A 25,758-nucleotide genomic window follows, 5' to 3' on the forward strand; every position below is an offset into this window, starting at 1 on the left:
GGGGTGTAGCACGCGACGCTTTCCATCAATAACAAGCTTAAGCGGAGTACCACAGATGGCGTTCTTCACCGCAGCCAGCAAAGCCGACTTCCAGCACCAACTGCAAGCGGCACTGGCGCAGCACATCAGTGAACAGGCACTGCCACAAGTGGCGCTGTTCGCTGAACAATTCTTCGGCATCATTTCCCTGGACGAGCTGACTCAACGTCGCCTCTCCGACCTCGCTGGCTGTACTCTTTCTGCGTGGCGCCTGCTTGAGCGCTTCGATCACGCGCAACCGCAAGTGCGCGTCTACAACCCCGATTACGAGCGTCATGGCTGGCAGTCGACCCACACCGCGGTTGAAGTGCTGCACCATGACCTGCCGTTTCTGGTCGACTCGGTCCGCACCGAACTGAACCGCCGCGGCTACAGCATCCACACCTTGCAAACCACCGTGCTCAGCGTGCGTCGTGGCAGCAAGGGCGAGTTGCTGGAAATTCTGCCGAAGGGCAGCACCGGCGAAGGCGTTCTGCACGAATCGCTGATGTACCTGGAAATCGACCGCTGCGCCAACGCGGCCGAACTGAATGTGCTGAGCAAAGAGCTGGAACAGGTTCTCGGTGAAGTCCGCGTCGCGGTCGCCGATTTCGAGCCGATGAAAGCCAAGGTGCAGGAACTCCTCGCCAAGCTCGACAACAGCGCCTTCGCCGTCGATACCGACGAAAAGAACGAAATCAAAAGCTTCCTGGAATGGCTGGTGGGCAACCACTTCACCTTCCTTGGCTACGAAGAATTCGTGGTCACCGATCAGGCTGATGGCGGTCATATCGAGTACGACCAGAACTCCTTCCTCGGCCTGACCAAGCTGCTGCGCACCGGCCTGACCTACGATGACCTGCGCATCGAAGATTACGCCGTGAGCTACCTGCGCGAGCCGACCCTGCTGTCGTTCGCCAAGGCTGCGCACCCAAGCCGTGTACACCGTCCGGCCTACCCGGACTACGTGTCGATCCGTGAAATCGACGCTGACGGCAAAGTCATCAAGGAACACCGCTTCATGGGCCTGTACACCTCCTCGGTGTATGGCGAGAGCGTGCGGGTCATCCCGTTCATCCGCCGCAAGGTCGAAGAAATCGAACACCGCTCCGGCTTCCAGTCCAAGGCGCACCTGGGCAAGGAGCTGGCGCAGGTCCTCGAAGTATTGCCGCGTGACGACCTGTTCCAGACCCCGGTCGACGAACTGTTCACCACCGTGATGTCGATCGTGCAGATCCAGGAACGCAACAAGATCCGCGTGTTCCTGCGCAAAGACCCGTACGGTCGTTTCTGCTACTGCCTGGCCTACGTGCCGCGCGACATCTATTCCACCGAAGTTCGCCAGAAAATCCAGCAAGTGCTGATGGAGCGCCTGAAGGCCTCCGATTGCGAATTCTGGACGTTCTTCTCCGAGTCCGTGCTGGCGCGCGTGCAGTTGATTCTGCGTGTCGACCCGAAGAACCGTCTCGACATCGACACCGTGCTGCTGGAAAAAGAAGTCGTCCAGGCGTGCCGCAGCTGGCAGGACGACTACGCCGCACTGACCGTCGAAAGCTTCGGCGAAGCCCACGGCACCAACGTGCTGGCTGATTTCCCGAAAGGCTTCCCGGCCGGTTACCGCGAGCGTTTCGCCGCGCATTCGGCCGTGGTCGACATGCAGCACCTGCTGAGCCTCAACGAAAAAAATCCGCTGGTGATGAGCTTCTATCAGCCGCTGGGCCAAGTCTCTGGCCAACGCGAGCTGCATTGCAAGCTGTACCACGCCGACACGCCGCTGGCGCTGTCCGACGTTCTGCCGATTCTGGAAAACCTCGGCCTGCGCGTGCTGGGTGAATTCCCGTACCGTCTGCGCCACACCAATGGCCGCGAGTTCTGGATTCACGACTTCGCGTTCACGGCCGCTGAAGGCCTGGACCTCGACATCCAGCAACTCAACGACACCCTGCAGGACGCGTTCGTCCACATCGTGCGTGGCGAAGCCGAAAACGATGCGTTCAACCGTCTGGTCCTGACCGCCGGCCTGCCATGGCGCGACGTCGCGCTGCTGCGTGCCTACGCCCGTTACCTGAAGCAGATCCGTCTGGGCTTCGATCTGGGTTACATTGCCAGCACCCTGAACAACCACACCGACATCGCTCGCGAGTTGACCCGGTTGTTCAAGACCCGTTTCTACCTGGCACGCAAGCTTGGCAGCGATGATCTGGAAGACAAGCAACAGCGTCTGGAACAAGCGATTCTGACCGCACTGGACGACGTCCAGGTGCTCAACGAAGACCGCATCCTGCGTCGTTACCTCGACCTGATCAAAGCCACCCTGCGCACCAACTTCTACCAGACGGATGCCAACGGCCAGAACAAGTCGTACTTCAGCTTCAAGTTCAACCCGCACGCGATTCCTGAGCTGCCGAAGCCAGTACCGAAGTTCGAAATCTTCGTTTACTCGCCACGCGTTGAAGGCGTGCACCTGCGCTTCGGTAACGTTGCTCGCGGTGGCCTGCGCTGGTCCGACCGCGAAGAAGACTTCCGTACCGAAGTCCTCGGCCTGGTAAAAGCCCAGCAAGTGAAGAACTCGGTCATCGTGCCGGTGGGTGCGAAGGGCGGCTTCCTGCCGCGTCGCCTGCCACTGGGCGGCAGCCGTGACGAGATCGCGGCCGAGGGCATCGCCTGCTACCGCATCTTCATTTCCGGTCTGTTGGACATCACCGACAACCTGAAAGACGGCGCGCTGGTGCCGCCGGCCAACGTCGTGCGTCACGACGACGATGACCCGTACTTGGTGGTCGCGGCGGACAAGGGCACTGCAACCTTCTCCGACATCGCCAACGGCATCGCCATCGACTACGGCTTCTGGCTGGGTGACGCGTTTGCGTCGGGTGGTTCGGCCGGTTACGACCACAAGAAAATGGGCATCACCGCCAAAGGCGCGTGGGTTGGCGTACAGCGCCACTTCCGCGAGCGCGGCATCAATGTTCAGGAAGACAGCATCACCGTGGTTGGCGTCGGCGACATGGCCGGTGACGTGTTCGGTAACGGCTTGCTGATGTCCGACAAGCTGCAACTGGTCGCTGCCTTCAACCACATGCACATCTTTATCGACCCGAACCCGAACCCGGCGACCAGCTTCGTTGAGCGTCAGCGCATGTTCGATTTGCCGCGTTCGGCCTGGACCGACTACGACACCAGCATCATGTCCGAAGGTGGCGGTATCTTCTCGCGCAGCGCGAAGAGCATCGCGATCTCGCCGCAGATGAAAGAGCGCTTCGACATCAAGGCCGACAAGCTGACCCCGACCGAACTGCTGAACGCCTTGCTCAAGGCGCCGGTGGATCTGCTGTGGAACGGCGGTATCGGTACTTATGTGAAAGCGAGTACCGAAAGCCACGCCGATGTCGGCGACAAGGCTAACGATGCACTGCGCGTGAACGGCAACGAACTGCGCTGCAAGGTTGTGGGCGAGGGCGGTAACCTCGGCATGACCCAACTGGGTCGTGTGGAATTCGGTCTCAATGGCGGCGGTTCCAACACCGACTTCATCGACAACGCCGGTGGTGTGGACTGCTCCGACCACGAAGTAAACATCAAGATCCTGCTGAACGAAGTGGTTCAGGCCGGTGACATGACCGACAAGCAACGCAACCAGTTGCTGGCGAGCATGACCGACGAAGTCGGTGGCCTGGTGCTGGGCAACAACTACAAGCAGACTCAGGCTCTGTCCCTGGCGGCGCGTCGTGCCTACGAGCGCATCGCCGAGTACAAACGTCTGATGGGCGATCTGGAAGGCCGTGGCAAGCTGGACCGTGCCATTGAGTTCCTGCCGACCGAAGAACAGATCAACGAGCGCGTTGCGGCAGGCCACGGTCTGACCCGTCCTGAGCTGTCGGTGTTGATCTCGTACAGCAAGATCGACCTCAAGGAGCAGCTGCTGGGTTCCTTGGTGCCGGACGACGACTACCTGACCCGCGACATGGAAACGGCGTTCCCGCCGACCCTGGTCAGCAAGTTCTCCGAAGCCATGCGTCGTCACCGCCTCAAGCGCGAAATCGTCAGCACCCAGATCGCCAACGATCTGGTCAACCACATGGGCATCACCTTCGTTCAACGACTCAAAGAGTCGACCGGCATGAGCCCGGCGAACGTGGCCGGTGCTTACGTGATCGTGCGTGACATCTTCCACCTCCCGCACTGGTTCCGTCAGATCGAAGCCCTGGACTATCAGGTCTCTGCTGACGTGCAACTGGAGCTGATGGACGAGCTGATGCGTCTGGGTCGCCGCGCTACGCGCTGGTTCCTGCGTGCCCGTCGCAACGAGCAGAACGCTGCCCGTGACACCGCGCACTTCGGTCCGCACCTGAAAGAGCTGGGTCTGAAGCTCGACGAACTGCTCAGCGGCGAAATCCGCGAAAACTGGCAGGCGCGTTATCAGGCTTACGTCGAAGCCGGTGTGCCGGAGTTGCTGGCGCGTATGGTTGCGGGCACCTCGCACCTGTACACGCTGCTGCCGATCATCGAAGCTTCCGACGTGACTGGCCAGAACCCTGCCGAAGTGGCCAAGGCCTACTTCGCCGTGGGCAGTGCGCTGGACATCACCTGGTACCTGCAACAGATCAGCGCACTGCCGGTTGAAAACAACTGGCAAGCCCTGGCCCGTGAAGCGTTCCGTGATGACGTCGACTGGCAGCAACGTGCGATCACCATCTCCGTCCTGCAACAGGGCGACGGCACTCAGGACGTGGAAGCACGCCTGGCGCTGTGGATGGAACAGCACGAAGGCATGATCTCGCGCTGGCGCGCCATGCTGGTGGAAATCCGCGCGGCAAGCGGCACGGACTACGCCATGTATGCCGTTGCCAACCGCGAACTGCTGGATCTGGCGTTGAGCGGGCAAGCGGTGGTGCCTGCGGTTGCTGCGAATGCCGAGCCTGAATTGGCGTAAGTAGTGGCTGAATGAGAAAGCCCCGGTGTCGTGAGATGCCGGGGCTTTTTTATGTCTGAAGGTTTTGTGGTGTCTGGTCTGGCCCCTTCGCGAGCAGGCTCGCTCCCACATTGGTTTTGTGATCGACACAAGTCCCCTGTGGGAGCGAGCCTGCTCGCGAAAGGGCCCTTACATTCAATACAACTTCTGACCTTGTTTACTATCGAGCATCGACACGTTACTTGTCGGTCTGGTCAATAAATTACTGAGCGACTGGTCAAACTTCTGCAGCGCCCTTACTTGCACATCCTGTTGCTGATTAATATCCGCGACAATTTCTTTAGACCCTTTGAAGTCCGCCCAGATCGGCGTCAGTTCTTTCGCCTCCGAACCTTTCGCCGTGCCGATGTAGTCAAGTTGCGCATCATAAAAATCGGCACTGACATCGGCCTTGATATCGGAACTGCGCGAAGTAATCAGTTGGCTGTGGGTATCGACAATTGCCACCACATCCGGTCTTGCAGCGCGCAGGCTTTGCATGTTCGGGTAGACCGTCACTGAGCCGAACTGGCGTTGCAGGGAGGCGTTGACCCAGTCAACGGCCATGTCCGGTTTTGAGCTGGCGACATAGGCGTCGTGGATCGGTTGCACCAGCAGGCTCTGGCCGAAACCGGTGCCGGCGTTGGCCTGATAGTCGCGCAGGTATTCGCGATTGGTCTGGGTACTTGGGCTGTAGATGACGCCGAGCGCGACGCCGGGACCGCTTTTCACCTGAGTGGCGCTGCTGCGGCCGGTCGGGTGGGGCAGTAGCGTGTCGAGGGATGAGACCGCTCGCGGAGCGGTAGGCACTGAACAGGCGGAGAGGGCTAAAACCGAAATTACCAACGTACTGGCCAACGCAAGTTTCATGGTGAATCTCCCGTGAAACAACTTCAGTCGGAAAGTTGCAATTGCCGAGTTTTAAAACGGCGCTCGGCGCTAACTCAGACTAAACCGGAGAACCTGTAAGGCAGCTGACAATTTGTCGGTTTATCAGCGCGTGGATAGTTTTATTTGCTTTAAACGCAATCGGTTAATTGCCCCGAGCAATAAAAAGGCGCAAATCAGCGATTTGCGCCTTTTTATTTATGGCTGGCCAAACAACCATCAGTCTTTCAGGGGGATCAACACCTGTTCGTCCGGGGCCAGCACCATAAACACCAGCAACTTGGCCGGTTTGCTTTTGCTGGCATTTTTTGACACCAGATGCTCGGAGCCGGCGGGCTCGTACCAGAACTGGCCTTTCTTGTAGGTGGTCGCCTGTTCACCTTTCACCTGGGAAATCACTTCGCCTTCGAGCACATAGGCCATGGCCGTGCCCTCGTGTTTGTGCGCGATGGAAGACTGGCCGGGTTTGTAGTCGACCTCGATCATCATGGCTTTTTTGCCGGGGGCGTTTTTCAGCGGTTGGTCTTGCAGGACGGTGACTTTCTCAGACGGGTCATGGGCGAGGGCCGAGGCGGAAATCGTCAAGGCGAGGGCGGCGGCGAAGAAGTGCAGGGCTTTCATGGCGGGTTACCTGTGAGGGTTGGGGGTGCAATCACAGTAGTCCGCAGGGCAGGGCATTCAAACGGCCAATATTCTGGAAGATCAGGTGACCAATTGGTGGGGCTTCAGGAAGAAAATGGGCGGGGCGCAATACGCCTTCGCGAGCAAGCCCGCTCCCACAGGGTACGCATTCCAATGTGGGAGCGAGCCTGCTCGCGAAGGCGTCGGGTCAGACGATAGGGAAGCTGTTGAAATCCACACTATTGGCCAATCGACTATCGATCAGGTCAATAAACCCCTGCGCCTCGGGCCGGTTGAAATGCGCCTGCATCGCCGCTTCCGACTGCCAACGGGCACTGACCATCCAGCGGTGGCTGTCTTCGGGACAGCGGTCGACCATATAGGAGTCGCAGCCCGGCGTTTCACGCAGGGTTTCGACGATCTTCTGCAGTTGCCTGCCCAGTTCATCCGCACGGCCGGCGGCGGCCTGCACCTGTACGGTGTTGATCACTTCGTTGGACATTGCTCACACTCCTGAATCAGGCCGGACGAATCCTGCTCATTGAGGGAAAACGCCTGTGCAGAATAGGCCTGCACCCCGGTATCACCAATAACCAATCGGCGGTTAATCGGTTAGGCCAATCACTCAAGCCACTTGCTGGAGGATGTCGCGCAGGCGATCCAGGGCGATATCGATGTCCAGGGTTTCGATGGCGCCGAAGCCGAAGTACAGACCACTTTTTATCGGTTGCTGATAGTAGAAGCCGTCGATGGCGTAGAGGCCGACCTCGACCTTTTTTGCCAGCTCGATCACCAACGGCAAATCGATCGGCCGTTTGCAGAACGCCGCCATGTGGAACCCGGCGCTGGGTGGCACCGCCTCAAGCCACGGCGACAGATCGCTGGCCATGCGCGCCAGAATCCGTTCGCGGCGCTGGGCGTAAATCGTATGGCAGCGGCGGATATGCTTGAGCAGGCAACCCTCGGCGATGAACTTCGCCAAGGCCCATTGCGGCAGGGTGGAGGCATGCAGATCAGTGAGTTGCTTGGCGCGGATCACCGCTTCGAGGATCGCTGGCGGCAGGATCGCGTAACCCAGGCGCAGCTCCGGCAGCAGGGTTTTGGAGAACGTTCCGACGTAGGCGACGATGCCGCGCTGGTCGAGGCTGAACAGGGAGTCGGTGGGCCGGCCTTCGTAGCGGAACTCGCTGTCGTAGTCGTCCTCGATGATGATTGCTCCCAGCTCATAGGCGCGGGCCAGCAAGGCTTCGCGCCGCGCCTGACTCATCGGCATGCTCAGCGGAAACTGGTGCGAGGGCGTGACGTAGATCAGTCGCGTGCCCTCGGGAATTTGCTCAACCACAATGCCTTCGTCATCCACGGGCACGCCGACCACATCCGCGCCGTGGGTGCCGAACAGCAAGCGCGCCGGCGGGTAGCCCGGGTCTTCCATCGCGACCCGACTGCCGGGGCTGATCAACACGCGGGTGATCAGGTCCAGCGCCTGTTGCGCGCCGTTGCACACCACAATGTCTTCGTCCTGGCAGTTCACCCCACGGGAAAACGCGATGTGCCGGGCAATCGCATTGCGCAGCGCCGGCAAGCCTTCGGGCACGCTGTAGAAGCCTTTTGAACCGGCCATCTGGCGCATCGCATGAGAGACACAGCGGCGCCAGTCGTCATGGGGGAACTGGCCCTTGCTGGTGGCGCCGCCGATAAAGTCGTAGCGCAGCGAACCTTCCAGCGTCGGGTGACGCAGAAACACCGGCAGATTGCGCCAGCGCTCGATCACCTCGGCGCTGGCCAGTTCGGTATGGCTTTGCTTGCGCTGGACTTGCGCCGGGCGTGCGTTGACGTAGGTGCCTTTGCCGATCACGCCGGTGAGGAAGTTTTCGTAGGTCAGTTGGGCGTAGGTGTCGGAAATGGTTTTGCGCGAAATCCCCAGTTGCTCGGCCAGCAAGCGGCTCGGAGGCAATTGTGTGCCAGCGGCCAAACGCCCGGATTCGATGGCGCCACGCAGTTGCTGATACAACTGACCGGCCAGATCCTTGCGGCCGTTGATCACAACGTGAAGTTCCATACCGACTGGGCTCCGGAGGGCGAATTGAGTGCCCGCCAGATTACCGCTGTTGCGGGATGGGCAATAGTTGCCTACCCGAAAAACCCGAAATTGGCCCCACTCCCACCCTGACTGTAGCCAGACACAAATCTCGTCCCCACCATCATTCCCCTGTGGGAGCGGGCTTGCTCGCGAAGGCATCAGGTCAGGAAACACCGATGTTGAATGTATCGCCCCCTTCGTGAGCAAGCCCACTCCCACCCTGACTGTGGCCAGACACAAATCTCGTCCTTACCATCATTCCCATGTGGGAGCGGGCTTGCTCGCGAAGGCGTCGTATCAGGCAACTGAACTATCGACTGACTCACCGCCTTCGCGAGCAAGCCCGCTCCCACAGGGGGATTTGTGTTTGGCGGGGATGCAGTGGTGTGCCGGTTTTCCGTGCAATTGGGGCTGTGATGCATCGCTGTCAGCGTTTACGGTGAAGTCATTATTCCGTCTACCGAGACCTGCCCATGTCCCCGCGCCTGGATTACTACAACGCTTCGCCCAAGGCGATGAAAGCGATGATTGCCATGGAGGCGCTGACCAGCCACCTGAGCATCGAGCAGCCGCTGCTGCAACTGATCAGGATCCGCGCCTCGCAGCTCAACGGCTGTGCGTTCTGCACCGACATGCACTCGGTGGATGCACGACGGGCCGGGGAGAGTGATCGACGCTTGTATGCGCTTGCGGTGTGGCGCGACAGCAACTTCTTCAATCCCCGCGAGCGTGCGGCGCTCGCCTGGGCTGAGGCGGTGACGCTGCTTGCCGACAGCCATGTGCCGGATGACATTTACCAGCAGGCGCGCGAGCAATTCAGTGAAGGGGAGATGGTCGACCTGACCATGGCCGTCACCACCATCAACAGCTGGAATCGCCTTGCGGTGAGCTTCCGCCAAACCCCAAGCGATTGAGCCCGCCCTGATCGTTCCCATCCGGGGCATGGGCACAATCAGTGTAGGAGCTGCCGAAGGCTGCGATCTTTTGATCTTGTTTTTTAAAGGCAAAGTCAAAAGATCGCAGCCTTCGGCAGCTCCTACATGGGTGTCATTGGTTCGTCGATGTCACTGCGGCGGACGTTGCGGTTTCACCGACGTGCCAAAGGTATTGCCCATCCGCGTGCTGGTCGCGGCCGGGGTCGCGAGGCCAACCTGATTCGGCGGCCGTTTGTTCACTGGCACATTCAGCGCCTCTTGATTCTTTTTAGCCGCCGCAGCGCCTTCGGGGTTGTTGCCCATCTGCTGGCTCAGGCAATCGTAATTCGGCGCCTTGTAGCCGCCGACCGTCACCTCGACACAGCCCAACGGTTCCTCGGCATAAGCGCTCGACAGCGCCATCAACAACAGCCCGCCAAGGCTCAATCGCCACAGTGTTTTCATGCTCGCCTCCTGGCCGGCCCGACGGGGCCGCGCTTTGGTTTGAGTCTAGTGCAAGCCGTGCGCAATTCCCGTGATGGTTTTTTTGCACCGCCCGTCACACCAGATTCATAAACAGCCCTCAGGATGACGATTTCCAAGGATTCGTCAGCCGTGCAGCGAGGCAATTCCACGGACGGGTTTCAGCGTTCAACGAGGCTTGTGCGCCGGATGTGTCTGGGGTGGCTGCTTGGCTGTACGGCGGGCCACGCCATGGCCGATGCGGTGCCGGCGGACCTGCGCATGACGCTGCACATTCCGGCACAGGATCTGGCGCACGCGCTGGATCAGTACAGCCACGCCACCGGTGTGGCGGTGCTGGTCGACAGTCAGTTGAGTCGCGGCCGGCGCTCGTTGGCGGTGGATGGCGAATACACCGCCGCCGATGCCCTGCGTCGATTGCTTGGCGGCAGTGGTTTGATGGCGCGCTACGCCCGGGACGATGCATTTACCTTGCAAGTGGCGCAGGTCGAAGACGTGCCGGCGCCGCCGCAAAAACAGACGCCGGAAAGCGTCGCGGTCAACCGCAGTTACGCCACGGCGGTGCAAGCGGCAATCGAGCGCAACCTGTGCCGCTCGCCGCTGACCCGTCCCGGCAGTTATCGCGCGGTGTTGCAGGTGTGGGTCGGGCGCGATGGCCTGGTGCAGCACAACCGGTTGGTCACCTCGACCGGTGATGTACGGCGCGATAACGCGCTGGTGGAAAGCTTTCGCAATCTCAGGATCAACCGGCCGACGCCCAGCGCCTTGCGTCAGCCGGTCACGTTGCTGTTGTTACCGGAGTCGTCAGGGAAACGCATGGAATGCACCAAATGGGAAGGAGTTTCCGGGGGATGAAAGACACCGGACAAGGTTCGATGGCTCAACTGTTCCTGACGTCTTACGAGGACTTCAGGGTGCGCCTGCGTCGGCGTTTGGGCTCGGAGGATCTGGCCAACGACGTGTTGCACGAGACCTGGCTGCGGGTCGACCGCATGGAGACGCCGCCCAACCTTTTGCGACCCAATGCCTACCTCTATCGCATGGCCCTGAACATCGCTGCCGACCGCCGCCAGGCTGATGCGCGCCTGCTCACCGGCGAAGAAGTCGAGGAGCTGCTGCAAATCGGCGACGAAGCGCTCGACCCGGCGCGGGTGGTCGGTGGGCAAAAGGAAATCCAGTCGCTGCTCAGTGCGTTGTACGAGCTGCCCGCACGGCGCCGGAAGATCTTCATCGCGGCGCGTCTGGAAGAGGCGCCGCATCTGGAAATCTCCCAGCGCTTTGGCATTTCCACACGCATGGTTGAGAAGGAAATCAAAGCGGCGTTGGGCTTCTGCGCCGCCAAACTGGAAAGAAAAGTGTTTCAGCGGTTCGGTCGCGGGGCCGGAAAACCGTCTTCTGAATAGTGCCCGATCAATTCGTTGAGAATCTGCGCGTTTGAACATCTTTCGACTGACACCTGCCGAGCCATCGGCGGCCGACCCTCTGCACAGCGAAGCCCGTGACTGGCTGGTTCTGCTGACCTCGGGCCGCGCCACCGTCGCCGACGCCCGCGCCTTGCGCGAATGGTGCGCCCAGAGCGCCGAGCACGCCCGCGCGTTCGAAGAGGCCAAGCGGTTGTGGCAGCAACTGCAACCGGCCGTGGAGCAAATGCAGGCGCCGCGCGGGTTTGGTCGACGTGCTTTTCTCGGTGGCGCGATTGCCGCATCGGCGGCGTTTTTGCTGGTGCGCGGGACGATTCCTGGTGGTTTTGAAGGGCTGGGCGCTGACTACATTACTGAGGTCGGCCAACAGCGCCGCTTTGAACCGGCGCAGGGTGTGAGCCTGGAGCTCAACACGCAGACGCGGATCAATCAGCGTGCAGTGTCTGACGGTGTGCAGGGTTTTGAGCTGGTCAGTGGGGAGGTTGAGGTGCAGACCGCGCGGTTGCCGCTGGCGATGCAGGCTGGGGGAGGGTGGTTGCGTGCCAGTCAGGGGCGTTTCAACTTGCGTAATACTGATCAGCAAGTTTGCGTGACTTGCCTTGATGGTGCGGTTGAAGTGGATGTTGAAGGTCGCAGCCTGCGTCTTGAACCGGGGCAGCAGGTGACCTATGACGCGCGGCAGGTTGGCAGTGTGCAGAGTGTCGACACGGCGGCGGTGATGAATTGGCGGCAGCAGGTGTTGGTGTTTAACGGGGCGACGTTGAGTCAGATGATTGATGAGATCAACCGCTACCGTCCCGGCATGTTGCTGCTGCTCAACCGCGAACTTGGCCAACGCCGCGTCCAGGCTCGTTTCAGCCTTGACCAACTTGCTGGCGTTGCATTGCTGATTCGGGATGCTTATGGCGTCAAATGCACTGAGTTGCCGGGTGGCGTCGTCGTTTTGAGCTAGTGGGGTTGATTGGGTACATATCCGTTGCTGCGGTTATGGCTGCTTAGGGTTCCGCCCTGACGGCGGGTCACCTTTTCCAAACGCCGAAAAGGTAACCCAAAAGGCTTGCTCCTACGTGCGGCCCGCTCGCTGAGGCTCGGGGTTCCTTCGCTCCGGGATCCATCCGGGCGCATCGCCTACGGTTTGCTTCGCTGCACCTCCTCTCGATGCATTTGGCTGCGCCAAACGGTCGCTGCGCTCCCACCCCCGGATGAATCCCGGAACGAGGCCTTCCGACGTCGCCTGTGGATCAAGATCAAGATCAAGATCTGCAGCCGAGCTAACGCTCATCCTGTTGAGTGGGGCGGCTTTGCCGCTGGGGCTGTACGCAAATTTAAAACGGTGGGAGCGAGCCTGCTCGCGAAGGCGGCCTGCCAGCCAACCAACCCCAACTGACCAGCCCCAATGCCTGTGGGAGCTGGCTTGCCAGCGATGACGGCCGACCAGCCAACCAATCCCCAACTGACTACCCCCAATCCAATTGTAGGAGTGAGCCTGCTCGCGATGACGACCTCACAGCCAACCAACCCCCAACTGACCACCCCCAATCCCTATGGGAGCTGGCTTGCCAGCGATGACGGCCTGACAGCCAACCAATATCTACCGGTTGTACTCAATCCCTGTGGGAGCCTGGCTTGCCAGCGATGACGGCCTGCCAGCCAACCAATATCTACCGGTTGTACTCAATCCCTGTGGGAGCTGGCTTGCCAGCGATGACGGCCTGCCAGCCAACCAATATCTACCGGTTGTACTCAATCCCTGTGGGAGCCTGGCTTGCCAGCGATGACGGCCTGCCAGCCACCCAAGCTCTGGCGGGTATACTCGATCCCATTGTGGGAGCGAGCCTGCTCGCGAAGGCGACCTGCCAGCCAACCAATTTCTAACTGCCTGCACCCAATCCAACTGTGGGAACTGGCTTGCCAGCGATGACACCCAAACAGCCAACCAATTTCTAACTGCCTACACCCAATCCAACTGTAGGAGCCAGCCTGCTGGCGATGACACCCAAACAGCCAACCAACCTCCAACTGCCTACACCCAATCCAACCTGTGGGAGCGGGCTTGCTCGCGAAGACGCCCGGTCAGCCAACCAGTCCCTGCCAGATGTACCCGATTCCAATGCAGGAGCTGCCGCACAGGGAATATCAGGCATGTGTCAGTCCAACGGCCCAATCACCAGCCGATACTTTTCCACCCCCTGCGGCACCTCCCGACTCAACCGAATCTCCAACCCCAACGGATCCTCCCGCCGATTCCCACTCAACTGCCGCCAGCCCTTATCCACTTCCCAAACCCGAATCTGTGCATCACTAACATCCTTCAGCACAGCAACCCCGTCAGTAGGCGCCGGCAACGGATACCGACTCCGCGCCGCCGCCACCGCTCGATACAACGTGTCACCCTTGACCCACCACCGCACCCGCTGCAACGCCCCCGGCTGATCCGCCGCCGTGCGAATAATGTCCAGCCGAAAACCCTTACTGTCGCTACTGCGCACAGTCAGAGCGGGCGGGGCGCTCGGGGGTGTCAGAAATTTTGTGTTCGGGCATAACATGAGTAAGAGGTGCATGTATGCCAACCAAAAAGAAACCCCTGCGTGACCTACCAAAAATCCCCAAGGAGCTGCTCGAAGAGTTCGGTGAGGGGCTGATTACCGCAGAGGCTATTGAAGACGCTTCTGCGGCCTTCAAGAAGGCCTTGATTGAGCGAGCATTGAGTGCCGAGCTCGGTCACCACCTGGGGTATCCGCCGGGCGCGCAGCGCCCAGAGGATGAAACCAACCAGCGCAATGGCAAAACGGGCAAGACGATTTTGACGGGGGATGGCCCGCTGCGGCTGGAGATTCCCCGTGATCGGGATGGCAGTTTTGCCCCCATTCTGATCCCCAAGCATGAGCGGCGTTACACCGGTTTTGATGACAAGATCATCGCCATGTATGCCCGAGGCATGACCGTTCGAGAAATCCGCGCTTTCCTCTCTGAGCAATACGGGACGGACGTTTCCCATGACTTCATCAGCTCAGTCACGCACGAGGTGATGGAGGAAATTGGTGCGTGGCAACAGCGACCGCTTGAGCCGATGTACCCAGTCATTTTCTTCGATGCGCTGCGGGTCAAGATCCGAGAAGAAGGCCTTGTCCGCAACAAGGCGATTTACTTGGCGCTGGGTGTTTTACCCGATGGAACGCGCGATATTCTTGGTATCTGGATCGAAAACACCGAGGGTGCGAAGTTCTGGATGAAGGTCTTCAACGACCTCAAGACCCGCGGCGTAGAGGACGTGCTGATCGCCGTGACTGACGGTCTCAAAGGCATGCCAGAGGCGCTAAGCGCAGTATTTCCGGCAACAACGCTGCAAACATGCATCGTCCACTTGATCCGCAACAGCCTCGATTACGCGGCGTGGGACAAGCGCCGTGAGCTGGCCAAGGCGCTAAAACCGATCTATCAAGCCATCAACGCAGAAGCGGCTGAGGAAGCACTGGATGCCTTTGAAAATGGCCCTTGGGGTAAGCAATACCCAACGGTGGTGGCGGCCTGGAGACGAGCCTGGGATCGAGTGATTCCATTTTTTGTCTTCCCGCCTGCCATTCGAAAAGTGATCTATACGACCAACGCTATCGAAAGCATCAACGCTCAGCTACGCAAGATCATCAAGACCCGGGGCCACTTCCCGACGGATGACGCAGCGACCAAGCTGATCTGGCTTGGGCTGCGTAACATCACGGCAAACTGGGGCTCGGCGGCTCATGACTGGAAGAGTGCGATGAACCAATTTGCGATTCTGTACGGAGATCGATTTATCAGGCCGACCTGGTAAAACCCGGCCTGCCTGACGGCAGGCCATTACCGGCCCGCACACAAAAAATCTGACACTCTCGGGCGCTCGGTGGCTCATCATCCACGCCAACCTTCTTCGGCTCGGTCAGCTCAATCCCCGCCCGCATCTCCACATCCCGCTGCAACTGATTCAACGCCCGCAACAAACCGTCACTCTGCTCACTGCTCGCCTGCAAATGACTGTCCGCCCGCGTCACACTGTCCAGCCCGCGCCAGGCAATCAAACTCACCACCGCCATCAACAAAATCGCGACCATCACCTCAATCAGCGTAAAACCCTGCTGGCGCTTCATTGCAGACTGATCCTTCCGCTGCCATCACGCAGCACACTCAAGCGATTCAACCCATCCGACAACGTCAATTGCAGCGGCGGATTGATCCACTCAGCGTTCAGCACAACCCTCTGTTTCGGCTCCACCCGCACCTCCATCTTCGGACTCTGCCAGGCACGCGGCCGCAACTGCGGATCCTGCGCGAAATGATCAAACCCCTTGCCACTGTCACTGCGCCGACTAAACCGAAACCCCTTGGCATCACTCACCCACACAATCGGCCGGCCATCCGCCCGCGCCTCGGCCTGCGCGACCTGCAGCAACTGCGCCACACGCTCGGCATCCTTGCGCAGCAACTGCAACGGATCCGGCTTGATACTCAGGCTGATCGCCGCACTGGCGATGCCGATGATCACCAGCACCACCATCAACTCGATCAGCGTAAAACCCTCTTGCCTGTTCATCGCGCGCGCGCTCCTTTGCGTCCTGCGCCATCGTGCACGGCCAACATGTAAGGCGTGTGAAATAAAACGGAGAGAATTGCCGCGTAGGCTGACAGCAGGGATAAAAAGGAGATTCAACCCATGAGATTCACCGCACGCTTTTCCCCACCCCAAATGGTCCAGGCACTCGCGCTGCTCGCAGCGCTGGTCGGCGTAGCGACGTGGTCGTCGCTGCTGCTGACCTCCGCCGAATCACACACCCCGGCAGCGGCCCCGCAATTGCTGGCGGCACGCAGTGATAGCCCGGCGTTGCAGTGGTTTTCCAATCAGACGGCGCCGGTGGATATCAAGGTGAGCGGGGTGATGGCGGGTAGTAGGGGGGCGGTGGCGATACTGAGCCTGAACGATGGGCCGCCGAGGAGTTTTTTGCAGGGGGAGAAGGTTGGGCCGGGGGTGAAGTTGTTGGCGGTGGAGGGGGATGGGGTGGTGATTGAGCAGGGGGGGAGAGGGTAAGGTTGGGGGTGGAGAGGTTGGGGGAGGGGGTGGTGTTGCCTAGTTTGGTGAGGCCTTGATTTCTAATGTTGAAGGAAGTTGGTTTTTACGGTTTAGACGGATGCCATTACAAGTGCTTCTGAAAAAGAGAAGGAATTAAAAGCAAAAAATATTTGCGCCTTCACGCAAGGGTAAACTGATGTGAATACCCACTATCGGCTAAAAGCGGGCCATTAAAACTATTTTCACCGGAAAGTTGTAGATGGAATGATCGTGCGATCAATGAAGGCTGTCTCAGCGTTTATTAATAAGAACTCCTCGGAGCAGCGCCGGGTGATGCACGCCGACAAGGTGGGTCTATGAGTTCGTTTTGGACTCGCCGATCCAATGTAGCAACTCCCAGAGTTTGATAATTTCTTCTGTCATTAGATAGGCAGAGCAAAATTCGGTAGTTGGGCAATTACGGCGAGATGTACCCGTACCCAAGAAGATCATGAAAAGCCCGTCATACCAGCTTTCATTATGTATACGGGCTTTTCAGGTGAATCTAAGCTGAATTTAAATTGTTTGTATAGATGAGAAGGTTGTCTTTTTCTGAATCAGAACTATGGCCACGTTAAGTATCCTGCAGTCAGTTGTTTGAACCGGCTATCAAGTGGAGCTTTGCCATTACCCGGTAGATTGGCAAGGAGAAAGTCAATGCATTCAAGCAATCGCTGATTGACTACACCTGATTTTAGTTTTTCTAAGGCCTTACATGCTTGTTTTCGGCAAATCTCTTCGCTTAACTGGAGCTGTATCTCGTATGAGGTTAAAGCAGCCAGTGCTGATGGAGCCCACGCGTCTCCTAATAAAGCAAGGAGTTGGTCGTAGTATCCTGTGCCTCGTGGCGAAACGCCGTTGTTATAGGCTCGGCCATTACCAATACGGCACATGAGAAATACTTTTATCAGTTTTGGGCCAAAGTTCTGCAGTATATCTTGCTGGTTGTGGATATAAGACATGATCTCATCAGCTACAGGGGCTTCATGATGATAATTATCCCAAGCATGATGTTTTTCTAGCAATGTGTCGACCAGACCATCAACTAATATTGCACGCTCTGCGTTGGAACGGAAGGCATTACCGTTGACAACCTGGAAGAACTGAGCCCCGAGATCATATTTATCTTTGTGGAGATTTGTATTGTATCCTTCTAATGTCAGACCAAGGCGATATTTGAAATCATCGTTGCTTGCACGCCAAACAGGTATAGATAAAAGTGAAATATTTTTTCGAACCTGTGGGTCTGTATCATGAGCAACGTATATCCCAAACATTGTTCTCAGAACGTTCCCGCAGTGATGAGACGCGAGTTCATTGATTTTTGCAGTTATTCCAGCAAGATTGGTGGCGTCTAATGGCTGGGTATAACTGCGTAAGTTTTGAATAAATGCCTGAACCTGTAGTGCGGACTCTGTAGGTCGGTCTTTCAGGACGTCTTTGATGCAGTTTGTAAGCCAAGCTAGTAATTCATAAGCATTGATAGTGTAATTAGTTGGGTGCGAAATGCCTATGTCATTCCGCATGTCAAGCATATGTTTTAGTTTCTTGGATGTGGTTTCACTGATTAGTTCAAGTTTACGGCACGTATCAAGCAGTGTTGAATCTTTTACTGAGCGAAGATCCTCCTCTGTTTGATAAAATTCTCTGTTTTTTCCGCCAATGGCTGCGTCGTAGAAAATATCAAGGCCGTAAGCTATAACTTTTTTGTGAAGGTCTAGGACTACTTCGTTCCAGATTGCATTGAGGGAGTAATCGAAAAGACCGAATCCCGCGCCTACTACAAATTTTGAAAGATATCTAGCACCTTGCTTGGCTTCGGGAGGGAGCGATTCAATAAGAGCCGGCAAGCTCTGCCCAATTATCGCTCTGTCTTCAGCAGACGCAATAATATTGTCGTGTGGTAGTCCAATACTTTGCAGTACGTCCACAATCATCTGTGCTTGTGGGTCAACTAACTGCATTTGTGGCTTTTGAATTAAATTGTTCATCGATGATTCCCTTCGTTGACGGATGTGCTAGCTTGGCTTCGAGCAATGATCTAGTGGGTTGGTAAATTAGTTTTTATCATTAATGCTGGCCAGAAGGCTGGGTTTATGACGTAGGATATGTCCGGTTTTTTCTTTATTACTCCATTCATAAGTTGGGCGCTGTAGTTGAAGTTGTAAATGTATTTGGCCTCTCCTTCAATATCTAGACCAATAAAGCCGTACCAAAGCAGTAGATCAAATATTTTTTCAATTAGCGACTCATCTACACCGAAATCTTTCAGGGCTGAGTGAATTTCTGTTTTGCTCAATATCGCGTTACTATCTATAAAGGCATATAAAATATCGTCCACATGGCTTTCTACGTCTCTTATTTCATAGTTTATATCGATAAGTAAGTCGGTTGAGTAAGCCGCCATTCCTTTTATGATGTCGTCACTATCTATTTGCTCATGATTTAAGTTTATCGCGAAGCTTTTGCACTGGCTGATGAGATTTAGAAGAAATCTTGGCCTCATTAAAGATCTGTCGATTAGAAACTGGGAACTTTCTTCGCCGTCAAAGTGGCTTACACAAAGCTTCGGCCAAAGGCCTTGAAACTGCTCTTTCCCGGTAAAGTTGTTGGCAACAATCCTTAATCTAATAAGCTCTCTAAGTAAGTCAGGGTCCGTCCAGTCTAGAAGGACTTTTGCTTCTTTGCCGCGATCCGAGGTGCTTTTTACCAAAAGTTCATAGACGTCATTTCGAAGGAAAACGATAGTGTTAACAACAACGCTTGATCTGCCGAACTGGCGTTCAATTTTTTTAGTTGCATCAATGAGCGCTCTTACAATTAGCAGGTCTTCTACTTGTAGTCCGGAGGTTGGCCAGCCTTTATCAAGATTGTCAAATAGTAGCCAGCAAACATCTTTGTGTCGCATGTATTCGATGATTTGCTCTGTAAGCTGCTTCACGTCGTGGCAATAGAGGAGTTCAGTAAGCTGTCCTGTCGAAAGTCTAACTTCTGTGGCAGTGCCATGTTTGGACCGATATTCAGTGGTTATCTTTTCCATAAGGATGCTCATCCTTTCTGAAAAATCACCCTCACTGTCGTATCCTTCGCTTTTATATAGTTTGGCTAGTTTTTGATATGGGTCGTAAAGATGATGGTTGTGTATATGGGCTTCACGATCTTTTTCTAAGATTTTGTAGCATATCTCCAAAAGTAAGACATACTCCCAGAATGCCATGATAGTATGTTGAAAAGTACCTTCCTCTAAAAAAGATAAAATTAATTCCTTAAATTTAATTAGCTTGTAGCCGTCAGGCTTGAGATCTAAAACAATATTTCCATTTTTGTTGCGTTCTCTGTCGCGCACTTGTAGGAATATAGCTGATTTTCCAGAGCCTTTTCGTCCGACTACAATGTTGGCTTCACCTCTTAAAGATTTTAAAAAAGGATCCGTCTTCAAATAGTATGATTCCAGCGTCCGCATTTCGTTTTCGGCGGAGGTTGCACCTAGATCTAGGGACTGTAGAAATGTATCGTTTGTAGTTATGTTTAGCTTAACATCTTGTTGAAAGGATTCGGCTACGCGTCCTGCGAAATCCGCTATATAGTCGTTAATGTCATTCGGATGAAAGGTGGTATTTACGAAGTCGCGATAGTCAATTGGAACTGGACCTTCGCCATCCTGCAAAATACAAAGTGCTTTACCCATTCCATCAGCCAAGCCAGCAAGAAACGCACCACGCATGTTATGGGATTCGGCACCGACAGACCTAAAAGATAATAAGGGTATTACTACTCCATGGGACTGGGATATTTGACTAATCGCGTCGTTCGCAGAAAGCCTTGGTTGTTCATTAGGATCGAATGATCTGAAGAGGTATCTTGCTTTTTTTATGCGGGAAACAATGCGTGTGGCCCAGTCTGTTTTATGTAGTCCCTCAAGCAAATACACTGGGGACTTGTTATTTATTCTGTTGGGTATTGGGATCGGGGTTGAAATAATTGCTGTCTTTATGAACTCGCTTAAGTCTGCTGAATTTTGGTATGTTTTATACCCCAAGGTGTCGAATATTCCAATTTCTCGAATTGAAGGCGTTCCCTCTTTTATGCTTTCATTTCGAGTGATTAGAATCCTTTTTCCTATTCCTATAGCGAATCCTATTTCATAAGTGACATTGAAGTTTAGGACGGAAATATCAGCGACAAAAAGGTCTGCTTGTTTAATGCCAGTTAAAACTTCCCCTGCGATAAATTGACCGACGATATCTAATGCTCGCCAAGACTTTATAGATAGATTGTTGTTTTCGTTCGCGACGAGTATAGCTCGTTCAATAGTTTGACCAATTTCATTAGGTGAAGCTGCATAAGCGAAGAAGCCAGAAAATTTGGCCATAACAAATCCCTGTTTAAAGGTCTTTTTGCTTATAAAGAGCATTTTCGCAATGCTCTACTCCCAATCGTTAGCAACCAGTTATACGATCCAAGCTAGCTGTTTGCCACCACTCTGTCCAGAGCTACGGATTGAACCGATCTTAGGTTGGTGGGAAGGGCGCATCGGCATCATGCCTCGTTAGACTTTTTGAACGGCCGCTTTTAGCTGATTCTGTTGAAAAAGTAGCTCCCCTGTCTGACCTGCGGCAAAATTGCTTCATTGGCCGGCGGGGGATCACAGAGCATGATGGGACAGTTATCGAGTGGGCAGGAGCGGCTGTTTTACTCGTTCAACCTTGAAGATCACATCCCAGCCAATCATCTTCTGCGCAGCATTGATCAGTGTCTCGATCTGAGTGACCTGCGCCATTACCTCGCCGATTTCTATAGCCCGATTGGACGTCCGTCGATTGATCCTGAACTGATGATCCGCATGCTGATCGTCGGCTACTGCTATGGCATCCGCTCCGAACGACGGTTGTGCGAAGAGGCCCATTTGAACCTGGCGTATCGCTGGTTCTGCCGGTTGAGCCTTGAAGATGAAGTGCCCAACCACTCGACCTTTTCCAAAAATCGACACGGCCGTTTTCGGGACAGTGATCTGTTTCGCTGGTTGTTCAATGAAGTGCTGCGTCGTTGCATGGACGCAGGCTTGGTCAAAGGTGAAGGCTTTGCCGTGGACGCCAGCATCATCAAGGCGGATGCGAGTCGGCAGCGCGGCGTACCGGGAGATGAACAGGTCAACTGGAGCGATCCATCCCTGACCACTCGCGCCGTGCGTGAGTATCTTGAGGCGCTCGATGAAGAGGCTCTGGCCGAAACGCTACCGAAGCGCCTGTCGCTGACGGATCCTCAGGCCCGTTGGACCGCTGCTCCAGGCGGCCCAGCTTTCTACGCTTACTCCACGAATTATCTGATCGATACCGAGCACGGCGTGATCATGGATGTGGAACCCACACCGGCTCATCGAACCGCAGAAGTCGAGAGCACCAAGACGATGATCGAACGGGTCGAAGCGCTGTTCGACATCAAGCCGGAACGCCTCATTGGCGACACCGCTTACGGTACCGCGCCGATGCTGGCCTGGATGGTGGAGGAAAAAGACATCGAGCCGCATGTGCCGGTGTGGGACAAAACTGAGCGCAAGAACGACAGCTTTTCGAGTAACGATTTCCACTGGAATGAAGAGGCCGAGGAATACCGCTGCCCAGCCGGCAACCCATTGCGCAGCGAATGGCGAGCCTTCAAAAACGAGCGTTCACACGTCACCAAAGCCAACACCATCATCTTCCGATCCCGGCAGACCGATTGCGCTACGTGTCCGATGAAAGCCAAGTGCTGCCCGAACACTGCGTTCCGCAAGATCGCTCGCAGCGTCCATGAAGCCGCTCGCGATGTGGCTCGGCGCATTGCAGCAACGCCGGCATATCAGCGCTCTCGCCACGAACGTAAAAAGGTCGAAATGTTGTTTGCCCACCTCAAGCGCATCCTGAAATTGGATCGCCTGCGGCTACGTGGCATGAGTGGCGCGACGGATGAATTCACGCTGGCCGCTGCGGTGCAGAACCTGCGACGGCTGGCCAAATTTTCATCTCAAGGGCCACCAGTCACGGGATAGGTGCGCCTGCACCAAGCAAAAAACCTCAAATTAACCCAATAACAGAGCAGCAAAGGTCACCGAAGGGCCGAAAAACCACTCAATGTGGTGAGTAGGTTCTCCGGTGGTGGTCGTGCCTGAGTTCAGGCCATTTGAAAATCCGACTTTTTCAACAGAATCAGCTGATACCAGACTCTGATGATGATCTGGCGTTCGGAAAGCCTGCTTCGGTAGGCCTCATGCAATGACCGCCGCGTTTATGGGGCGTTCGTCCTAGAAATTATTTCGTGGTATGAGGGGACGGATCTGTTGTGAATACATGACAGAATGAGGCCTCGATAAACACCAACGTTTAAAAAGACATCTCCAAACACTCTCTCAGGCTACACACCCTTGCGCCTTTGCCTACAGCTACGCCAGAATCCGCCGGCTTGTGCGCTTTGTACCTGGTCTTTATCGTCTACGTGTCGCTGGCAACCCAGCGACCGGGTTTAGCGACCCGACCAGGTATAAGTACAACGACGCTCCAGTTTGTCGCAGACGTTTGCGACGACGATATGGTGGCTGTGCGTGGGAGATCTTCGGGTCTGCCGGGTCTTATACCTCTCGGTTCGCTAACCCGCGTACAGCTGCCACCCTTACTTGTTTAGCGACAGGTGTTGGTGGTTCCACCAGGTATAAATTTGGAGCTTCACCATGATCAAACCAACACCCAACCCACCCGAAACCGCCTCGGTTTCCCCCTACGAATCCATCGATTCAAAAAAACTCCACGAAGCCGCCGACCGCGCGCTCGACCATTACCTCTGTCCGCCCGGCTCCACGCCGCCGCCACGTAAAAACCGTGGGATGTACGCCGTGACGGCGGACAACAAAACCGAAGAACTGCTGGTCGATGCCAGTGCAACACTCGCTTCGGCCAAAACCATCGCCCAGAACGTCTCCAGCCTGTTGCCGGCATCGCAGCGCCAGGCGCTGGCGGGGATTGCGCAGTTGATCATGCTCGGGGAGTTGGCGGTGAATCGGGCGCTGGATAATTTGCAATTGCCGGAGTGATGCGGGTGCCGGGATCACCTGGTGATTGATCGGGTGTTCATTCTGGCGCTTTCGCGAGCAAGCTCGCTCCCACAGGGTTTTATGCTGATGGCAGATGCTGTGTACGACGCTGGAACCTGTGGGAGCAGTTGATTATTACCGTGCCGTCTTCGTGTGGTTATTGAGGCGCTTAAGGACATTCGCGGGTCCATCGCGTCACCCTCATGTCATTGAATTGCTCACCAATGATATCGACGCGTAGGCAAGTTCCTGTCTTCGCGTAGTACAAGACGCAGCGCGAGCTATCAAACGAGCAGGTATCCAGTTCGAAGAACTCGCGTGTAGCCAGCTCCTTCTCCACGCCGCTGTACTCATAGCCGTCGCTGCTATGCATCCGCGTCGGCTTCCATCCTTGTTTGACTAGCTTGGCTTTGGCCGCAGCCAAACGCTCACCGGCGACGATGCCTGTTGGCCCGCGCTTGTCGTTTGGCGCCTGTGAGGCATCGGCAAACGCTGCGCTGATACCCGTGCAATAAAGCGCGACAAGTACGAGGATTGAAGCCTTCATTTGATGGCTCCTATCTCCGATTTTCAGCACGACAGACACTTCGGATACTCGGCGTAAGGTTGCGGATCAGTTTATTGCTGCTTTCGGCATCGCGCCCGGTATGTCACCGACCTTGAACTTCGGCAGACCTGATAAATCAGTTCCCCGCCGTTTCTCTCAACCGCACCAGCTTAAGAATGGCCTCATACAGGCTGGTCGCGCCCTTGTTGCTTTGGGTCAGTGGCACATCCAGCTTGGTTCCATCACGCTTGGCAATCGTCAGCTTTTTATTCATCAGACCGCTGATGGTAACGTCGGCGATATCAGCAAGTGCCACGCGGTGCGACTCCTTGAATGGCAAGTACGCATACACGCGCTCAAGATCAACCAATACGCCCTTGTCGCCGGAACCAAACACCGTGTCGTCGAAGTAGAACACCACTTCGTCCTTGGCAATGTTCAGCGCGTTTTTGGATTCGAATGTCAAAATTTTCTTCGCCGGCAAGTCCGGCGCTGCATAGAACTTGTGGTCGGCATTGGACCTGAAGCCCTCGGCGGCCATCGCTACGGTCAACCCGCTGGCGCTGTGTTTTGCGGCGCCCGGTAGTGTGGAGGATATGGCAGATGGCGAGCTTGTCTGAGTCTCGCGCGCCACGATTTTCTCGATTACTCGCTCACAGTGTTCGTCGAAACGGTCGTAACAGATGAATTGCGCATAGCGTTCGATGTCCGGACGACTGGCGTTGAAACTTTCCACCGTGCTCAGATCGCACTGGCGCATTTGCTCCTGGATCAGCGTTTGCTTTTCCTTGAGCAGGCCTCCCATGCCGAAAAACTCCACTACATCATCCAGCCGCCCTTGATCACCGCCGAACTTGCGCAGCAGGATCGGGTAGATGCGCTCGTTGTAGGGATAAGCACTGATCGCCTTGATCGCCGACGGCAGCACGGCATCGTCGGGGATCAGGCCTTTTTCAATGTTCTCGGTAATCGCTTGGGACTTTCTGATCTCGTCCTTCGAGTAGCCATGCAACTTTCCGGGTGAGTCGGCATTGATGGCGTCGAGCGTCGCGAGGTACGCCGCATTGACGATATTGCTGGCACCGTCTGCAAAAGCCTTGACCGTTGCCGGGCTCTTGAAAATCTCGTCTTTCTTGAACGAGTTGCCGAGTGCGCTGACCCCTTTGGCCATCAGGTTAAATACACCATGACCAATATTGGACATGAGGTTTTTCGCGTCGGCATCGTATACCGCTTTCTCTGAGCCGTAGCCTACCCATTGGCGGCGGCCATGGCGGCGATTGGTGCGATGCGCATCCTGCTCGGCAGTGCGCTCGACAATGGCCTCGTATTGCTCGGCCAATACGCCGAAGTCTTCATCCCACGAGTCGTAGCGCTCCATGAAGGCGTCATAGAAACGTTCTTCGTCGATATCGTAGATCCCGTGGGCCACGGTGAGTTTGATACTTTGACCAATTGCCTGGATGCGGATCTCGTGTGCCAGATCGTCACCGTCTTCGTAGAGGTTATCCAGGTCGGAAAACAGGTCGTAGAAGCCGCCATTGATTTTCCGCGACCATGTCGAGGCAATCGTCGAGAATGCTTGCCTGACCAGGTTTGTATCAAGCTTGCTCTGCGGTGTGTCGAGGGCGTGGCCGTAGAGTTCGATCTTCTGAATGCTTGCATCCATTGCGTGTCACCGTTCCAGGTTCG

The 25,758-nt window shown here is 56.0% G+C and carries 18 protein-coding genes and 3 pseudogenes; 9 read left to right on the forward strand and 12 right to left on the reverse strand.

Annotation, left to right across the window (positions count from 1 at the left end; genetic code table 11):
- Positions 1–55 precede the first annotated feature (55 nt).
- Positions 56–4,951: an NAD-glutamate dehydrogenase gene (locus ATI02_RS07825; protein WP_100845941.1), complete on the forward strand. Its 4,896-nt coding sequence runs from the start codon at positions 56–58 to the stop codon at positions 4,949–4,951.
- A gap of 174 nt (positions 4,952–5,125) precedes the next feature.
- On the opposite strand, the gene ATI02_RS07835 is transcribed toward ATI02_RS07825, so the two are convergent.
- From ATI02_RS07835 to pdxR, 4 genes are all read right to left on the reverse strand, one after another.
- Positions 5,126–5,839, reverse strand: a complete 714-nt coding sequence (locus ATI02_RS07835; RefSeq protein WP_100845943.1) for an ATPase — start codon at positions 5,837–5,839, stop codon at positions 5,126–5,128.
- Positions 5,840–6,076: 237 nt separating this feature from the next.
- A complete protein-coding gene (locus ATI02_RS07840; protein ID WP_100845944.1) occupies positions 6,077–6,478 on the reverse strand; it encodes a cupin domain-containing protein in 402 nt (133 codons plus the stop codon).
- Between the two features lie 208 nt (positions 6,479–6,686).
- Entirely contained in the window at positions 6,687–6,980 is a 294-nt protein-coding gene (locus ATI02_RS07845) for a putative quinol monooxygenase (RefSeq protein WP_100845945.1), read from the reverse strand.
- 123 nt (positions 6,981–7,103) lie between these two features.
- Positions 7,104–8,537, reverse strand: a complete 1,434-nt coding sequence (gene pdxR, locus ATI02_RS07850) for a MocR-like pyridoxine biosynthesis transcription factor PdxR (RefSeq protein WP_100845946.1) — start codon at positions 8,535–8,537, stop codon at positions 7,104–7,106.
- A 494-nt stretch (positions 8,538–9,031) separates the two neighbouring features.
- Between pdxR and ATI02_RS07855 the strand changes: the two genes are divergently transcribed.
- Positions 9,032–9,472 (forward strand): carboxymuconolactone decarboxylase family protein, encoded by a 441-nt coding sequence (locus ATI02_RS07855; protein ID WP_100845947.1) that lies wholly within the window; start codon positions 9,032–9,034, stop codon positions 9,470–9,472.
- A 150-nt stretch (positions 9,473–9,622) separates the two neighbouring features.
- On the opposite strand, the gene ATI02_RS07865 is transcribed toward ATI02_RS07855, so the two are convergent.
- Positions 9,623–9,937 (reverse strand): hypothetical protein, encoded by a 315-nt coding sequence (locus ATI02_RS07865; RefSeq protein WP_100845948.1) that lies wholly within the window; start codon positions 9,935–9,937, stop codon positions 9,623–9,625.
- Positions 9,938–10,144: 207 nt separating this feature from the next.
- Here ATI02_RS07865 and ATI02_RS07870 point away from each other — a divergent pair, with 207 nt between their 5' ends.
- The 3 genes from ATI02_RS07870 to ATI02_RS07880 are packed head-to-tail and all read left to right on the forward strand — an operon-like array spanning position 10,145 to position 12,328.
- Positions 10,145–10,810: a secretin and TonB N-terminal domain-containing protein gene (locus ATI02_RS07870; RefSeq protein ID WP_100845949.1), complete on the forward strand. Its 666-nt coding sequence runs from the start codon at positions 10,145–10,147 to the stop codon at positions 10,808–10,810.
- Entirely contained in the window at positions 10,807–11,358 is a 552-nt protein-coding gene (locus ATI02_RS07875; RefSeq protein WP_100845950.1) for an RNA polymerase sigma factor, read from the forward strand. The genes ATI02_RS07870 and ATI02_RS07875 overlap by 4 nt, the downstream gene beginning before the upstream one ends.
- Positions 11,359–11,389: 31 nt before the next feature.
- Positions 11,390–12,328 carry a FecR family protein gene (locus ATI02_RS07880; RefSeq protein ID WP_100845951.1) on the forward strand — a complete coding sequence of 313 codons (939 nt, stop codon included), beginning with the start codon at positions 11,390–11,392 and terminating at the stop codon, positions 12,326–12,328.
- A 1,195-nt stretch (positions 12,329–13,523) separates the two neighbouring features.
- On the opposite strand, the pseudogene ATI02_RS07890 reads toward ATI02_RS07880, so the two are convergent.
- A pseudogene (locus ATI02_RS07890) lies at positions 13,524–13,892 on the reverse strand (type II secretion system protein GspJ); the annotation flags it as partial.
- Positions 13,893–13,939: 47 nt separating this feature from the next.
- Between ATI02_RS07890 and ATI02_RS07895 the strand changes: the two are divergent.
- On the forward strand, positions 13,940–15,187 hold the full coding sequence (locus ATI02_RS07895) for an IS256 family transposase (protein WP_095191982.1): 1,248 nt from the start codon (positions 13,940–13,942) through the stop codon (positions 15,185–15,187).
- 61 nt (positions 15,188–15,248) lie between these two features.
- Here ATI02_RS07895 and ATI02_RS07900 read toward each other — a convergent pair.
- Together ATI02_RS07900 and gspH are read right to left on the reverse strand one after the other, a co-directional pair.
- Positions 15,249–15,500, reverse strand: a pseudogene (locus ATI02_RS07900) (PulJ/GspJ family protein); the annotation flags it as partial.
- Positions 15,497–15,943 carry a type II secretion system minor pseudopilin GspH gene (gene gspH / locus ATI02_RS07905; RefSeq protein WP_064392940.1) on the reverse strand — a complete coding sequence of 149 codons (447 nt, stop codon included), beginning with the start codon at positions 15,941–15,943 and terminating at the stop codon, positions 15,497–15,499. The gene gspH and the pseudogene ATI02_RS07900, both read right to left, overlap by 4 nt.
- Positions 15,944–16,063: 120 nt before the next feature.
- Between gspH and ATI02_RS07910 the strand changes: the two are divergent.
- A pseudogene (locus ATI02_RS07910) lies at positions 16,064–16,494 on the forward strand (type II secretion system protein N).
- Between the two features lie 525 nt (positions 16,495–17,019).
- On the opposite strand, the gene ATI02_RS07915 reads toward ATI02_RS07910, so the two are convergent.
- Together ATI02_RS07915 and ATI02_RS07920 are read right to left on the reverse strand one after the other, a co-directional pair.
- Complete coding sequence (locus tag ATI02_RS07915; protein WP_100845953.1) at positions 17,020–18,447, reverse strand: hypothetical protein; 1,428 nt, start codon at positions 18,445–18,447, stop codon at positions 17,020–17,022.
- 50 nt (positions 18,448–18,497) lie between these two features.
- Entirely contained in the window at positions 18,498–20,828 is a 2,331-nt protein-coding gene (locus ATI02_RS07920; protein WP_100848437.1) for a P-loop ATPase, Sll1717 family, read from the reverse strand.
- A gap of 282 nt (positions 20,829–21,110) precedes the next feature.
- Between ATI02_RS07920 and ATI02_RS07925 the strand changes: the two genes are divergently transcribed.
- On the forward strand, positions 21,111–22,484 hold the full coding sequence (locus ATI02_RS07925; protein WP_100845584.1) for a transposase: 1,374 nt from the start codon (positions 21,111–21,113) through the stop codon (positions 22,482–22,484).
- A 675-nt stretch (positions 22,485–23,159) separates the two neighbouring features.
- On the forward strand, positions 23,160–23,519 hold the full coding sequence (locus tag ATI02_RS07930) for a DUF6124 family protein (protein WP_099758868.1): 360 nt from the start codon (positions 23,160–23,162) through the stop codon (positions 23,517–23,519).
- A gap of 169 nt (positions 23,520–23,688) precedes the next feature.
- On the opposite strand, the gene ATI02_RS07935 is transcribed toward ATI02_RS07930, so the two are convergent.
- Both ATI02_RS07935 and ATI02_RS07940 read right to left on the reverse strand, forming a co-directional pair.
- Positions 23,689–24,066, reverse strand: a complete 378-nt coding sequence (locus tag ATI02_RS07935; protein WP_100845954.1) for a hypothetical protein — start codon at positions 24,064–24,066, stop codon at positions 23,689–23,691.
- Between the two features lie 136 nt (positions 24,067–24,202).
- Positions 24,203–25,735: a hypothetical protein gene (locus tag ATI02_RS07940; RefSeq protein ID WP_100845955.1), complete on the reverse strand. Its 1,533-nt coding sequence runs from the start codon at positions 25,733–25,735 to the stop codon at positions 24,203–24,205.
- Between the last annotated feature and the right edge of the window lie 23 nt (positions 25,736–25,758).

The sequence above is a fragment of the Pseudomonas baetica genome (genome assembly GCF_002813455.1).
Classification (GTDB): Bacteria; Pseudomonadota; Gammaproteobacteria; order Pseudomonadales; family Pseudomonadaceae; genus Aquipseudomonas; species Aquipseudomonas baetica.

Bases quoted from the DNA above. Each gene is read 5' to 3' on its own strand.
- ATI02_RS07865 (WP_100845948.1), bottom strand. From the start codon at position 9,937: ATGAAAACACTGTGGCGATTGAGCCTTGGCGGGCTGTTGTTGATGGCG.
- pdxR (WP_100845946.1), bottom strand. From the start codon at position 8,537: ATGGAACTTCACGTTGTGATCAACGGCCGCAAGGATCTGGCCGGTCAG.
- ATI02_RS07915 (WP_100845953.1), bottom strand. From the start codon at position 18,447: ATGAACAATTTAATTCAAAAGCCACAAATGCAGTTAGTTGACCCACAA.
- ATI02_RS07870 (WP_100845949.1), top strand. From the start codon at position 10,145: ATGTGTCTGGGGTGGCTGCTTGGCTGTACGGCGGGCCACGCCATGGCC.
- ATI02_RS07840 (WP_100845944.1), bottom strand. From the start codon at position 6,478: ATGAAAGCCCTGCACTTCTTCGCCGCCGCCCTCGCCTTGACGATTTCC.
- gspH (WP_064392940.1), bottom strand. From the start codon at position 15,943: ATGAACAGGCAAGAGGGTTTTACGCTGATCGAGTTGATGGTGGTGCTG.
- ATI02_RS07940 (WP_100845955.1), bottom strand. From the start codon at position 25,735: ATGGATGCAAGCATTCAGAAGATCGAACTCTACGGCCACGCCCTCGAC.
- ATI02_RS07935 (WP_100845954.1), bottom strand. From the start codon at position 24,066: ATGAAGGCTTCAATCCTCGTACTTGTCGCGCTTTATTGCACGGGTATC.
- ATI02_RS07920 (WP_100848437.1), bottom strand. From the start codon at position 20,828: ATGGCCAAATTTTCTGGCTTCTTCGCTTATGCAGCTTCACCTAATGAA.
- ATI02_RS07845 (WP_100845945.1), bottom strand. From the start codon at position 6,980: ATGTCCAACGAAGTGATCAACACCGTACAGGTGCAGGCCGCCGCCGGC.
- ATI02_RS07875 (WP_100845950.1), top strand. From the start codon at position 10,807: ATGAAAGACACCGGACAAGGTTCGATGGCTCAACTGTTCCTGACGTCT.
- ATI02_RS07925 (WP_100845584.1), top strand. From the start codon at position 21,111: ATGATGGGACAGTTATCGAGTGGGCAGGAGCGGCTGTTTTACTCGTTC.
- ATI02_RS07825 (WP_100845941.1), top strand. From the start codon at position 56: ATGGCGTTCTTCACCGCAGCCAGCAAAGCCGACTTCCAGCACCAACTG.
- ATI02_RS07930 (WP_099758868.1), top strand. From the start codon at position 23,160: ATGATCAAACCAACACCCAACCCACCCGAAACCGCCTCGGTTTCCCCC.
- ATI02_RS07835 (WP_100845943.1), bottom strand. From the start codon at position 5,839: ATGAAACTTGCGTTGGCCAGTACGTTGGTAATTTCGGTTTTAGCCCTC.
- ATI02_RS07855 (WP_100845947.1), top strand. From the start codon at position 9,032: ATGTCCCCGCGCCTGGATTACTACAACGCTTCGCCCAAGGCGATGAAA.
- ATI02_RS07895 (WP_095191982.1), top strand. From the start codon at position 13,940: ATGCCAACCAAAAAGAAACCCCTGCGTGACCTACCAAAAATCCCCAAG.